The organism is Endozoicomonas euniceicola (assembly GCF_025562755.1).
Lineage (GTDB): Bacteria > Pseudomonadota > Gammaproteobacteria > Pseudomonadales > Endozoicomonadaceae > Endozoicomonas_A > Endozoicomonas_A euniceicola.
In genome coordinates, this window is sequence record NZ_CP103300.1 from 697,598 (window position 1) to 711,539 (window position 13,942).

The following is a 13,942-nucleotide window of genomic DNA, read 5'->3' on the forward strand; positions in this document are numbered from 1 at the left end:
TTGATGAAAGCCATCTGATGGCCAACCGCTTTCGCGGCTTTTTGCCGGTTGTGGTTGATGTGGAAACCGGCGGCTTTAACCCCGCCACCGACGCCCTGCTGGAAATTGCAGCGGTGGTGATTGAAATGGATGAAATGGGCTATGTGCATCCCTGCAAGCCCCAGTCCTTCCATATCAAACCGTTTGAAGGTGCCAATATCGAGAAGGCTGCCATCGAGTTTATCGGTGTCGATCCTTTCCATCCGTTGCGCATTGCCACTGAAGAAGAGCAGGCTGTTTCAGCCATCTTCAAAAATGTGCGCAAGGAAGTGAAACGTCAGGGTTGCAGCCGGGCAGTACTGGTTGGTCACAATGCTTCTTTTGATCTGAGCTTCCTGATGGCAGCCGCAGAAAGAAACGATATCAAACGCAACCCGTTTCATCCTTTCTCCTGTTTCGACACCGCCACCCTGGGTGGACTGGCTTATGGTCAGACGGTTCTGGCCAAAGCCTGTGAAGAAGCACACGTCAGCTTTGACAAAGGCGAAGCCCATTCAGCCCGTTACGATACGGAAAAAACCGCTGAACTCTTCTGCGCCATTGTCAACCAGTGGAAAGACCTGGGCGGCTGGCTCTGACCAGATCGTTTCCTTCTGCCCTTCAGGTGCTTATCTGAAGGGCAATATCGCCTGTCGCCCCTTGCCCGTTAATAAAACATTCCGGTAGAGTTAATTAAACGACGTTCAAGGCAGGGAGCCATTTCATTGAACGCAAAAAACCTGCGGGAAAAGTCATTACACCTGAAAAACTACTGGCGACAGCTGGGCTTAAAACGAATCGTAGAAGCCAGCAATGACCAGGCCTTTTACCTGTCCACGAGCCTGACCGCCGGGCATATACCCGATGTCCAGTTTACAGCCGTTCTCCAACAAGGGCTGAACCCGAACTCTCTGAGCGTGATTATTGATGCCCAGCTACCCACTCCCATTACCTTAACCCCGGCTACTCAAGCCTTTATACAGCAGACAACTGCCGTATTAGCACCGGTCGCCCTGATCATCAATCCAGAACCGGTTCAGCTGGTTATACGACAGACAAAGCTCATTTCACTGAACACCAAAATCAACAGCCGTGCCATGCTGGATACGGTTCAGATTCTGGCCCCCCTGCTGCATCAGGCTTGCCTGCAAATCGAACAGCAACAACTCAGTAGTAAAGAAGCCCGGATGATGGCAGACCTGTTATCAGAACACTGGTTTGAGGTCATTACCTATGAAGGCTGAGCAAAAGCTACTGTTCAGCCATTTAAAGGCAGCAGGGCTACAGCCGGTCGCTCTTGAGGTCATGAGCCAGGGCAAAAGCCAGGGCAAAAAAAACCACTTCACAGCCATCAGCTTTAATCTGGCTCCCGGTATCGAAGCGGAATGCATCACTCGCAAGCCTGCCAGAAACCTGATCTCCACCACTCTCGTTATCGCCATGGACCTTGAAGAATCAGAAAGCCTGAACACCTTCGTCCTGGCGACCGGGCAACTGATTGCGCCACTGATTCTCTGTCAGACCCGGCAACAAATGACATTACGACTACTCATCCAGTCAGAAACCAAAAGTCATCTCAATCTCGTCAATGAAGGTATTATTCAGCTACGTAGTGCAGCCGGCGCCATTTTCAATCCTGCTATTGCATTGAGCCAGCAAACAATCACCCTGCCCTGTGCCATAGAAACCGCTATTAAACAGCTGCAGACACTGGAGCCTGCTCAATGAACCGTACCCGTTCACTGCGTCTGACAAACCCGGCTCATGCAGCTTACATAACCGGCGCAGAAAGCAATCAGACTAAAAGAAGACTATTTCGTCGGTCAGCCAGTGCCGACATTCACGTTCACCCCCTGGGCCAACAAAATAACGCGCTGTCTGAAACTCCGGGAAAAGCGCTCAACCTGGCTAAACAAATCGTAGCCGGTCATCCACAGGCACATTTTGACAAGGGTGCCAGCAACCTTGAAAAAGCGGCGATCATTGGCAGTAACATCAAAGCATTCCTGCAGGCCACACACACCGTGGCGTTAGCTGGCATCAAAACCGTCAAGGCCGGATTCAAACAGCATACCGGTTCCTGGGAGGTGCCTAACCGTCAGTTTGTTGAAACCTATCATGCCCTGCAGGGCATAGCCGCAGTCACAGGTGCCCTGTCTTTTATACAGGACACCATCACGGGTGCCTGGCACGCTATCAGGGATATGAGTCATCACAGCGAGCGTAAACAGACCCAGACATTACTCAAACTGTATAACCCTCGGACCCGGAAGCTGGTCGGTCATCCGAAGCATCAGAAAACCCTGCAACAGCGTCTCGTCACCACCGTCTCAGACCTGTCCCGCAGCCAGAGTCAGGTGGCTGTCGATCATCTGGTACGAGCCAAAGACCTGCTGGCCCAGGGCACCAGCGCCGCCGAAAGCTCACTGATATTTGCCGGAGGGTTCAGCTCAACCGCAGCGAAGGCTATTCCCGTCTTCGGTATAGTTTCCTCAGCCATTGCAACCGCCCATTCTGCCATCAAAACCGGTACCCAGGTTGTTGCCCTGAACAACCTTGCCAAAGCCAAAGCCGCCACCAACGACCCTCTGCTGAAAGCACTGGCCGGGCACATTAAACAGGAACGAACCATCGAAGCCCGCAAGCATTTACTCAATACCGCCATAGGTGCTGCTTTTACAGGTGTGTCGGTGGGGCTGACAGCTAGCGGCGTTGGCGCACCAGCGGCACTGATCGCCACTGGAGCGCTGGGAACCGCCACCGGACTGGGTACGATGGCATTCGACCTGTATCATAACAGGAAGCTGACAAAAGCCCGGGAAGGCAGCGAAACTCTTATGGCAGCAAAAGAAAGCCTGGCTGCACTGGCCAGAGGTAATATTGGCGTTGCTGAAAAAGCCTTTCTGCTACGCTTGCGGAGCGCTGAGGGAAAAGCCTTGTCAGACTGTATCGAGTTTCTGCGCGATTTTGGCGTTACAGACAATACCATCAAGAAGCTGCAACTGGCTCCTGAAAAAATCGCCATGAAAAGCCTGCAGGCGGTTTTGTATCGCGACAAAGTGAAATTCAAAGGGTTGCAACTGCAACAAACCGGCAAGACCCTGCTTCATGTGGTGGGCTTAACGGCTCTTGGCAAACGAATCCAGTCCGGTTCCCTGTGGCTGGCAGGCAAGCTACGGCCCAAACGAAAAGAGCAGGCGCAGCGGGGGCCAGTCTCAACCGGCCACAGCCTGGCTTTTAACCCAGTACAGAGAGCTTCCCGACAATCCCGGTTGATGAGTCATCGTTCAAGTCTCAGTCATCAACCGGCTTATGCGACAGTACCTAATCATTTTCGTTACGGAAGAATTTTACCATGACAGGCATTGAACTACTGAAAGCATGGATGCAACAAGCCGGACTGGATCAATCTGCTACAGACGACAGTGGAAGGGTTTGTGCGTTTACCTTTAACGATCTGTTTCCGGTTACTCTGGAAGCACCTGCTTACTGTGATGACCTGTTTATCATTATTGAGATGACTACTATTGGCAGCGGGGAAATTCGCCGAAAACGACTGGAAACCGCCATGAAGCTTAACGCTTACGCCCTTGAAACCAGGGGGGCGGCGCTGGGCTGGGACACCATTGGCGAACGCATCGTTCTGTCGCACCGGGCTACATCAGAAAACACCACCGTTGAGATGCTGGACAATATGGTCGCCAATCTGCTGGATGTGGCCGAACAACTACTGCCCGAACTGGAAATGAAAAAAGAAGCCGAAGCCCAGCAGAAACTGGCCGACGGCTTTGATGATATGTTTAAGCCAATGGCGCCATGAGATTGGTAGCAATGCCGGGCTTTTGGCTTTTGGCTACTGGCTTTTGGCTTTTGGCTGTTCATACAACCAACAACTAACAGCTAACAGCTAACAGCTAACAGCAGTATATCTCTAAACTTTCAGTCAAAAACCCCCTCGCCCATCTGGTCGATAAACATTCTGGCTTTGCGCAGCATAACCTCATTGGCATCTTCCGGCATCATAAACAGGTCGGATCGAATAAAGTCATGGGTTTTCAGCTCACCGTCGATCTCTTTGCAGATTCGGCCATTCACCTGAAACTGCGAACTGACGGCCTTAGCTTCGGCATAAATCTGAAAGCCCTGGTAGTCGAAAGGCTCAACCACTGCTTCAGACTGTTCCTGTTCCCTGTCCAGACCAAACAACTTTGAGAAAAATCCCACTCTGAGTCTCCTTTTCCATTACCCGTTCACAAGGGCATATTGACCAGTATTGTGCCTGCCAGCGTCATAAACACATTGGCAAAAGCATAGGTACCTGCATAACTGAGCGCAGGTACGTTGCTTTTTGCCTCTTCTGTCAGAATGTTCAGGGCAGCGGTACTGGTGCGGGCTCCGGTCAATGCGCCCAGCAACAGCGCCACGTTGAGCTTCAGCACATAATGACCGAACAGATAGCCTGTCATGACTGGCACAATCATAATAATCATCCCGCTCAACAGAATCATCGGGCCAATATTCATTAGCGCATTAACAATACCATCACCAGCGCTCAGACCAATGTTCGCCATAAACAACATCAGGCCAAGCTCCATCAGCACGTATGTTGCTGCCGGAGGTACACGACCAAAGGTTGGATAGTTGCTGCGCATATGACCAATGCTAATACCCGACAACAGCAGACCACCCGCATTGCCCAGGGTGATATCAATACTGCCGATTTTCACAATCAGATGACCAATCAACAGACCGGCGACAATGCCAAAGGTGAAGGTCACAACATCAGTGATATGGGACTGTTCATCGGCATAACCCAGGCGTTCGGTCAGACGTTCAAGACGGCCTTTCTCGCCACTGATTTCCAGCACATCGCCCCGGCACAGTTGCAGATCGTCGTTAATAGGCATTTCAATCTGAGAACGGCTGACTTTGCTGACAAAACAGCCGTACAGCGCATCAATACCCACATCCTGCAACCGCATTCCGGCGATCTGGGGGTTAATCACCACCACTTCCTGAGAGCCAAATTCATAGTCAAGCAGTTCGCTGTCAAAGGTTTCCTGACCCAGTTCGTAGGGAAACTTGTAAATTTCCCGTGGACGCCCCACCAGGGCGATAGAATCCCCCTCTACCAACGCCGTATCACCGTCAGGTTCAAAGATGCTGCCATTACGGCGAATCTTATCAATCAGGCAACCGGTACGATCCTGCAAAGCCATTTGACGCAGGGTTTTACCCTCAAACTGCCCGATGCGTTCTTCATCCAGTCGGAATACCCGTACAATAGGCAACTCGGTATGTTTTTTAATGTTTTTCTCAAGCCCTTTGGCAACAGCAACTTTTTTGGCTTCTTTCTTCAGGTCCACACCCAGCAAAGCAGGGGTGTAATTGATCATTAGCAGCAGCCCAACGGTGCCAAGAATATACGTCAGCGCATAACCCACACCAATATCCGACAGTGCCATCTGCATCCCTTCAGACGACCCTGACATCATATTTCGAATAGCGTCCTGAGCGCCTATCAGCGCGGGTGTACTGGTCAGGGAACCCGCCATAATACCGGCGGACATAGGGGCTGAAATGCCCTGTAAATGAGAAAGAAGCAGGGTAATGACAATAGCGGAAAGCGCAACGATGGCCGCCATGCCGATGTATTTGGCACCGTCTTCAAGAAAGACACTGAAAAAGCGGGGGCCGGTCTGCAGGCCGACACAGAAAATAAACAGAATAAAACCAATGGTATCCAGCCCTGCCATGGCCGAAAAACCAAAGTGACCAAACACCAGCCCAACGAGCAGCACACCGGTCGTTGACCCGATCTGAAACGATCCTATGGTAATTTTACCTACCACATAGCCCAAAAACAGGTTTAAAAAAATCAACAGCGGGGCGCTTTTATCTAAAAGCGCAATAAGGTCGAGTTCCACTTTCTGCCGCGCTCCGACGCGTTTTATTGATAGTGACAAAAAAGAGCGAAGTTATGCGGCATCTAACCATCTATTGATGGTTAAAGGTATACGTAGTTGATGAATGAAAAGCGATCACAGTTTTTTCAGCACATTCTCTGCGGAGGTCAGACAGAAACAACCTGTTTCCTCCCGATAAAAATGGGTAATTTCACCGTTATCAACCACCATGGCAAACCGGTCGGAACGTACACCCATTCCTCTTGAAGTCAGATCGAGGGTAACATCCATCAACGTCACCAGTTCAGCAGAACCGTCCCCCAGCATACGCATGCGTCCATTAATTTTCAGGCTTTCTGACCAGGCATGCAGCACAAAGGGATCGTTGACTGAAATACACCAGAGCTCATCGACTCCCCGGGCTTTAAAGTCATCCTCCATTTTCAGATAACCGGGCAGGTGATTGCTGGTACAAATCGGTGTAAAGGCACCAATCACCCCAATGGCGACCACTTTCTTTTTATGGGCAAGATCAGGCAGCCGCCAGGCTTTGGGACCCACCTGATCGTATTTGGAGGCTTCAGCGATATATTCGTGAAGGGTTATATCGGGTAAATGATCGCCCACTTCGATGCTCATTGAGTTCCCTCTCAATAACCGTTTTTCATGATTATTTAATCATGAGGGCTATCCCATCCGGTGTCTAATTTTTAGTGGCCATTGCTGTTAATGCGAATAGTGTCTCTCAAGAAATTCCGCAACCGCATTATCATCACAATGACCAATCACTTCATGATCTGGCAGCAACGCCCTGAGCTTCTGGTGTGCATTGCCCATCAGCAGACCTTTATCCACTCCCTGTAACATTTCATAGTCATTCATGCCATCACCAAAAGCGATAGTATCTTTAAACCTGTGCCCTTTGAGCCTTAATACCTCTGCCAGCGCTACCCCCTTGCAGACACCGGGAGCCATAACCTCAAGACAAATTGGCAGAGAGAACGTCATAGTCACACTGTCGCCCAGTTCCTCATTGATTCGTTGCTCCAGTGGCAGCAGGTCTTCGTGCTTTTCTGCCAGATAAAAGATTTTGCTGATACCCGTAGTGTTTACCGTGTCCAGATCCTGCAACTGGTAAGCAAACTTGTTCTCATCGCTAAACTGCTCAACAGACTCGTGTTGTTCTTCAATAAACCAGGAGTCTTCCTGATAGACGTTGGTCAACACGTTACCCGAAAATTCTCGTCCCATGTTGATCAGTTCCGGTACCAGTTCCGGGAAAATATCGTGACGAATAATGATCTGCCCGGACGGGTTATGCACTCTGGCACCATTGGCAGTAATCAGATACATGCTGATGTCCAGATCTTCTGCCAGCCTGCTCACATCAACATGATGACGCCCGGTCGCAAACACAAATTTGATACCTGCGTCATGTAAACGACGAATCACCTGCTTTGTGTGTGGGGTGATTTCGTGCTGACTGTTAAGAAGCGTTCCGTCCAGATCTGAAACAACCACTGCATGCATGCCTACTTACCTCGGGTTTCACGGGAGTTTTCAAACCATATTGAACCCGAGCCATGGCAATTTGGCAAATAAGTACTAATTCATAGCAAAACTGACGGGTTGAAAAGTGTGCACTGGAAATTCTGCTAGTTTAAATAAAACCATTATGGCCGCAGCGCTTTGATGTGTTTTTTGCGGTAACTGTCAGCTCAAACCTGAACTCCTATTCCTGATTCTCGGTTTTGTACCATTATGAAAACAATTAAGCTGCTCGTTATTAATCAGCTGCTTTTATTGCTTGCTCTGTCATTTTTTTTACCGATGACTGGATACGGAAGTGCTTTTTTTATCCTGCCAGGATGGATGGGATACGGAAGTGCTTTTTCCATCCTGCCAGAATGGATTTGGCGGGACAGTCCCTCAAATAAGGCGGCAGTTAAAATCAGTCAGATAGTGCTTGCCAATGATGCGCCTTCTCTTCTTTTTTCCTATGAAATCAACAAGACCTCCAGTGATTTTGTTCAGCCAGAAAAAAACCAGGTTTATACCCGCTGGGATGGTTGTAAAAACGACAGCTTGCGTATTTGTTTCCGAAGAGCGGCTAAAGTCTTTGAAGGGGGCTATTCCTATCCTCCCACGATTTCAGGCTCGACAGAGCTTAATGTAGAAATGGGTGAGGTCACGCCAGACGAAGGCGGCTGGCAGTCGATGGCCAGTGTCCGTTTAACGGGAAAAGGCTCGGGCTGGCTGGCGATTGCAGGGGATGATGGCTGGCGGATTGCACCGGATTGCAGCGGTATTGACTCAGATGATTCCAGCGTACTGAAAAGGTCTGAAAAGCCGTCAGTCGATCTTGTTGTCCCGACAGCGTTGGTTCTGGAAAAGGGTAATAATGCAGAAGATCATGGCTCGCCCTATTCCCGCCGCTCATTGCCGGACATATCTGACATCACTAAACAAAATAATCTGCCCGGTGATCGTGATGATCTGCTCACCGGTTCTTCTGGTGGCGGCAGCTTCGATGACCACGATGACTCATTTAAAAGGCGACCCGGAGGGAATGACCGCCGCCCTTTATTTTTCTTTGAAGTGATGAGCAGAATGCTTGGGGTGGCTGTCAGTGTTTTTGGTACAGCAGGTCAGCCCGGGGAGGTTAAAAAACTGGTTTTAAGACCTCAAATCATTCTGGTGATCTGGCGTGGTTGGGAGCGACGGGAGATTCCTGTTACATCGCAAATGTGGTGTTCAATAAAGCGGGCAGGGCTTGATCGGGATCCGGGACTGTTTCTCGCTTTGGCTGAAAGCGATCCGGATAAATTGAAAGAAACGCTTGAAAACTATTCGAAAAAGCACTCGCCCCTTGCCGACGTCCTTAGCTATCACTGTGAAGATCTCAACCTGAACCCAAAAGCGGGTAATGCCCGATTACTTAGCGTATCGGTTTTTCCGGGCTCTTGCCCTTCGGGAGTGGGATGCTCCGGAGGAGAGAAAGAAGCAAACGGAGTAATGAATGGCCTGCCCCGGAATAATCGAGATGGCTATGCCTGTAACAACCATGGTCAGCCGGTTAAAAGTTTTGGTAACAACGGGGGAGGAGGAGACGGTTCCGGGAATCCGGAAATCAACTCATGTACACTCTGCGGGAATGCACAGGTAAACTCCAATGGCTTATGCACAAACTGCCTCACGGCTAAACAGGAGGTGGCTAAAGAGAAGCCATCATCCCACCTGTCTTTACCTGCGGCGCGGGAAGATAAAAAAAATAGCCTGCTTACAGCACTTACTGGAACTACCTGGTTTTTTGGCAGGGCAACAAACCTGTCTGGCAACCAGGCAGAAGAAAAGACTGCAAAGGGCACTTCGGTTGGTCTCCAGAAAGGGGTGTTGTCTTTAGTGAATCTACCAATTGTGGTCTTGTTTGAAATAGCTAAGGGCTTGTCCTGGCGTGATGTTAATCGCTGGAGTTTAACAGCTAAGCATTTTTTCGAAGTTTTCTACACATTCAACATAAAAGAAAAACTGACAAAACTATCCCATCAATATTATGGCTCTGCTGAGGAAGCGTATAGAGAAAGAATAAAAAACATGGATTTACCTGCTGTTCCAAACAGTGAAATTGATGACCCTTTGTTACGGCTTGCTTATCAAAGATACAAAAGCAATAAATACCTGACTTCTCTGGGAAGTAGTACTCGGCAGCAATGCGTGGCGACGCTGAAAGGGCATACCAAGGCGGCGACCTCAGTCACGTCATTGGCCGATGGGCGGCTGGCTTCCGGCTCTGCTGACAGGACCGTAAAGGTGTGGGATCTGAGCAAGCCCGACGGGAAGCAATGCGTGGCGACGCTGAAGGGGCATACCCTCGATGTGACCTCAGTCACGCCATTGGCCGATGGCCGACTGGCTTCCGCCTCTGAAGACCGCACCGTAAAGGTGTGGGATCTGAGCAAGCCCGACGGGCAGCAATGCGTGGCGACGCTGAAGGGGCATACCCACCATGTGATCTCAGTCACGCCACTGGCCGATGGGCGGCTGGCTTCCGGCTCTTGGGACACGACCGTAAGAGTGTGGGATCTGAGCAAGCCCGACGGGGAGCAATGCGTGGTGACGCTGCATGGAGCGCTGTATGGACATACCAAAAAGGTGGCCTCAGTCACACCATTGGCCGATGGGCGGCTGGCTTCTGCCTCTTTTGACAAGACCATAAAGGTGTGGGATCTGAGCAAGCCCAAATGGGAGCAATGCGTGGTGACGCTGTATGGACATACCTACGAGGTGAACTCAGTCACACCATTGGCCGATGGGCGGCTGGCTTCCGGCTCTTGGGACAATACCATAAAGGTGTGGGATCTGAGAGAGCAATGCGTGGCGACGCTAGGGGGGCATACCGGCTTTGTATCCTCAGTCACGCCATTGGCCGATGGGCGGCTGATTTCCGGCTCTTGGGACAATACCATAAAGGTGTGGGATCTGAGCAAGCCCGACGGGGAGCAATGCGTGGTGACGCTGGATGGGCATTTCATCTGTATAACCTCAGTCACGTCATTGGCCAATGGGGGGCTGGCTTCCTCCTCTCTGGACCGCACCATAAAGGTGTGGGCTCTGAGCAAGGATTCTGAAACGAAGAAAACATATTAGTTAATGGAGAAAATATATTGGTTAATAATGTAAAAAATACCAGTGGTGCCCGAGCTAAAAGTCGCTGCGCAGCGGCCTACCTTCCAAGTCTGAAACAACCACTGCATGCCTCCTTACCTCAGGTTCCACAGGAGTTTTCAAACATATTGAACCCGAGCCATGGCAATTTGGTAAATAAGTACTAATTCATAGCAAAACTGACGGGTTGAAAAGTGCGCACTGGAAATTCTGCTAGTTTAAATAAAACCATTATGGCCGCAGCGCTTTGATGTGTTTTTTTGCGGTAACTGTCGGCTCAAACTTGAACCCCTATTCCTGATTCAGGGTTTTGTACCATTATGAAAACAATTAAGCTGATCGTTATTAATCAGCTGCTTTTATTGTTTGCTCTGTCATTTTTTTTACCGATGACTGGATACGGAAGTGCTTTTTCCATCCTGCCAGAATGGATGTGGTGGAACAGTCCCTCAAATAAGGCGGCAGTTAAAATCAGTCAGATAGTGCTTGCCAATGATGCGCCTTCTCTTCTTTTTTCTTATGAAATCAACAAGACCTCCAGTGATTTTGTTCAGCCAGAAAAAAACCAGGTTTATACCCGCTGGGATGGTTGTAAAAACGACAGCTTGCGTATTTGTTTCCGAAGAGCGGCTAAAGTCTTTGAAGAGGGCTACTCCTATCCTCCCACGATTTCAGGCTCGACAGAGCTTAATGTAGAAATGGGTGAGGTCACGCCAGACGAAGGCGGCTGGCAGTCGGTGGCCAGTGTCCGTTTAACGGGAAAAGGCTCGGGCTGGCTGACGATTGCAGGGGATGATGGCTGGCGGATTGCACCGGATTGCAGCGGCATTGACTCAGATGATTCCAGCGTACTGAACAGGTCTGAAAAGCCGTCAGTCGATCTTGTTGTCCCGACAGCGTTGGTTCTGGAAAAGGGTAATAATGCAGAAGATCATGGCTCCCCCTATTCCCGCCGCTCATTGCCGGACATATCTGACATCACTAAACAAAATAATCTGCCCGGTGATCGTGATGATCTGCTCACCGGTTCTTCTGGTGGCGGCAGCTTCGATGACCACGATGACTTATTTAAAAGGAGACCCGGAGGGAATCACCGCCGCCCTTTATTTTTCTTTGAAGTGATGAGCAGAATGCTTGGGGTGGCTGTCAGTGTTTTTGGTACAGCAGGTCAGCCCGGGGAGGTTAAAAAACTGGTTTTAAGACCTCAAATCATTCTGGTGATCTGGCGGGGTTGGGAGCGACGGGAGATTCCTGTTACATCGCAAATGTGGTGTTCAATAAAGCGGGCAGGGCTTGATCGGGATCCGGGACTGTTTCTCGCTCTGGCTGAAAGCGATCCGGATAAATTGAAAGAAACGCTTGAAAACTATTCGAAAAAGCACTCGCCCCTTGCCGACGTCCTTAGCTATCACTGTGAAGATCTCAACCTGAACCCAAAAGCGGGTAATGCCCGATTACTTAGCGTATCGGTTTTTCCGGGATCTTGCCCTTCGGGAGTGGGATGCTCCGGAGGAGAGAAAGAAGCAAACGGAGCAATGAATGACCTGCCCCGGAATAATCCAGATGGCTATGCCTGTAACAACCATGTTCAGCCGGTTAAAAGTTTTGGTAACAACGGGGGAGGAGGAGACGGTTCCGGGAATCCGGAAATCAACTCATGTACATTCTGTGGGAATGCACAGGTAAACTCCAATGGTTTATGCGCAAACTGCCTCATGGCTAAACAGGAGGCGGCTAAAGAGAAGCCATCATCCCACCTGCCTTTACCTGCGGCGCGGGAAGATAAAAAAAATAACCTGCTTACAGCACTTACTGGAACTACCTGGTTTTTTGGCAGGGCAACAAACCTGTCTGGCAACCAGGCAGAAGAAAAGACTGCAAAGGGCATTTCGGTTGGTCTCCAGGAAGGGGGGTTGTCTTTAGTGAATCTACCAATTGTGATCTTGTTTGAAATAGCTAAGGGCTTGTCATGGCGTGATGTTAATCGCTGGAGTTTAGCAGCTAAGCGTTTTTTCGAAGTTTTCTACACATTCAACATAAAAGAAAAACTGACAAAACTATCCCATCAATATTATGGCTCTGCTGAGGAAGCGTATAGAGAAAGAATAAAAAACATGGATTTACCTGCTGTTCCAAACAGTGAAATTGATGACCCTTTGTTACGGCTTGCTTATCGTAGAATCGCAAGCAATAAATACCTGACTTCTCTGGGAAGTAGTACTCGGCAGCAATGCGTGGCGACGCTGAAAGGGCATACCGACGCGGTGACATCAGTCACGTCATTGGCCGATGGGCGGCTGGCTTCCGGCTCTCGGGACAAAACCGTAAAGGTGTGGGATCTGAGCAAACCCGACGGGGAGCAATGCGTGGTGACGCTGGAAGGGCATACCAGAGATGTGACCTCAGTCACGCCATTGGCCGATGGCCGGCTGGCTTCCGCCTCTGAAGACCGCACCGTAAAGGTGTGGGATCTGAGCAAGCCCGACGGGCAGCAATGCGTGGCGACGCTGAAAGGGCATACCAACATGGTGACATCAGTCACGCCACTGGCCGATGGGCGGCTGGCTTCCGGCTCTTGGGACACGACCGTAAGAGTGTGGGATCTGAGCAAGCCCGACGGGGAGCAATGCGTGGTGACGCTGTATGGACATACCAAAAAGGTGGCCTCAGTCAAACCATTGGCCGATAGGCGGCTGGCTTCTGCCTCTTTTGACAAGACCATAAAGGTGTGGGATCTGAGCAAACCCAACTGGGAGCAATGCGTGGTGACGCTGGAAGGGCATACCAGAAATGTGACCTCAGTCACACCATTGGCCGATGGGCGGCTGGCTTCCGGCTCTGCTGACGACACCGTAAGGGTGTGGGATCTGAGAGAGCAATGCGTGGCGACGCAAGGGGGGCATACCTGCGCTGTAACCTCAGTCACGCCATTGGCCGATGGGCGGCTGGTTTCCGCCTCTTATGACAATACCATAAAGGTGTGGGATCTGAGCAAGCCCAACGGGGAGCAATGCGTGGTGACGCTGGATGGGCATTTCATCTGTATAACCTCAGTCACGTCATTGGCCAATGGGGGGCTGGCTTCCTCCTCTCTGGACTGCACCATAAAGGTGTGGGCTCTGAGCAAGGATTCTGAAACGAAGAAAACATATTAGTTAATGGAGAAAATATATTGCTTAATAATGTAAAAAATACCAGTGGTGCCCGAGCTAAAAGTCGCCGCGCGGCGGCCTACCTTCCAAGTCTGAAACAACCACTGCATGCCTCCTTACCTCAGGTTCCACAGGAGTTTTCAAACATATTGAACCCGAGCCATGGTGATTTGGCAAATAAGTACTGATTCATAGCAAAAC

At 50.2% G+C, this 13,942-nt stretch carries 11 protein-coding genes; 7 read left to right on the top strand and 4 right to left on the bottom strand.

Features of this window, described 5'->3' with window-relative positions; genetic code table 11:
* The first annotated feature begins 17 nt into the window (after window positions 1-17).
* The 5 genes from rnt to NX720_RS02685 all read left to right on the top strand — a co-directional run bounded on the left by rnt (window position 18) and on the right by NX720_RS02685 (window position 3,838).
* Window positions 18-617: a ribonuclease T gene (gene rnt / locus NX720_RS02665; RefSeq protein WP_262601707.1), complete on the top strand. Its 600-nt coding sequence runs from the start codon at window positions 18-20 to the stop codon at window positions 615-617.
* A gap of 126 nt (window positions 618-743) precedes the next feature.
* Window positions 744-1,262, top strand: coding sequence for a hypothetical protein (locus NX720_RS02670; RefSeq protein WP_262599212.1), 519 nt, complete (start codon window positions 744-746; stop codon window positions 1,260-1,262).
* Entirely contained in the window at window positions 1,252-1,746 is a 495-nt protein-coding gene (locus NX720_RS02675) for a hypothetical protein (protein WP_262599213.1), read from the top strand. Before NX720_RS02670 ends, NX720_RS02675 begins: the two co-directional genes overlap by 11 nt.
* On the top strand, window positions 1,743-3,377 hold the full coding sequence (locus NX720_RS02680) for a hypothetical protein (RefSeq protein ID WP_262599215.1): 1,635 nt from the start codon (window positions 1,743-1,745) through the stop codon (window positions 3,375-3,377). The genes NX720_RS02675 and NX720_RS02680 overlap by 4 nt, the downstream gene beginning before the upstream one ends.
* Window positions 3,374-3,838: a CesT family type III secretion system chaperone gene (locus tag NX720_RS02685; protein ID WP_262599216.1), complete on the top strand. Its 465-nt coding sequence runs from the start codon at window positions 3,374-3,376 to the stop codon at window positions 3,836-3,838. The genes NX720_RS02680 and NX720_RS02685 overlap by 4 nt, the downstream gene beginning before the upstream one ends.
* Before the next feature lie 119 nt (window positions 3,839-3,957).
* On the opposite strand, the gene NX720_RS02690 is transcribed toward NX720_RS02685, so the two are convergent.
* The 4 genes from NX720_RS02690 to NX720_RS02705 all read right to left on the bottom strand — a co-directional run bounded on the left by NX720_RS02690 (window position 3,958) and on the right by NX720_RS02705 (window position 7,454).
* Entirely contained in the window at window positions 3,958-4,242 is a 285-nt protein-coding gene (locus NX720_RS02690) for an HlyU family transcriptional regulator (RefSeq protein ID WP_262599218.1), read from the bottom strand.
* Between the two features lie 26 nt (window positions 4,243-4,268).
* Entirely contained in the window at window positions 4,269-5,945 is a 1,677-nt protein-coding gene (locus NX720_RS02695; protein WP_262599220.1) for an aspartate-alanine antiporter-like transporter, read from the bottom strand.
* 114 nt (window positions 5,946-6,059) lie between these two features.
* Window positions 6,060-6,563: a peroxiredoxin family protein gene (locus NX720_RS02700; protein ID WP_262599222.1), complete on the bottom strand. Its 504-nt coding sequence runs from the start codon at window positions 6,561-6,563 to the stop codon at window positions 6,060-6,062.
* 87 nt (window positions 6,564-6,650) lie between these two features.
* A complete protein-coding gene (locus NX720_RS02705; RefSeq protein ID WP_262599223.1) occupies window positions 6,651-7,454 on the bottom strand; it encodes a Cof-type HAD-IIB family hydrolase in 804 nt (267 codons plus the stop codon).
* 231 nt (window positions 7,455-7,685) lie between these two features.
* On the opposite strand from NX720_RS02705, the gene NX720_RS02710 reads away from it, so the two are divergent.
* Window positions 7,686-10,571 (top strand): F-box/WD repeat-containing protein, encoded by a 2,886-nt coding sequence (locus tag NX720_RS02710; protein WP_262599224.1) that lies wholly within the window; start codon window positions 7,686-7,688, stop codon window positions 10,569-10,571.
* A 338-nt stretch (window positions 10,572-10,909) separates the two neighbouring features.
* On the top strand, window positions 10,910-13,744 hold the full coding sequence (locus NX720_RS02715) for an F-box/WD repeat-containing protein (RefSeq protein WP_262599225.1): 2,835 nt from the start codon (window positions 10,910-10,912) through the stop codon (window positions 13,742-13,744).
* The last annotated feature ends 198 nt before the right edge of the window (window positions 13,745-13,942 follow it).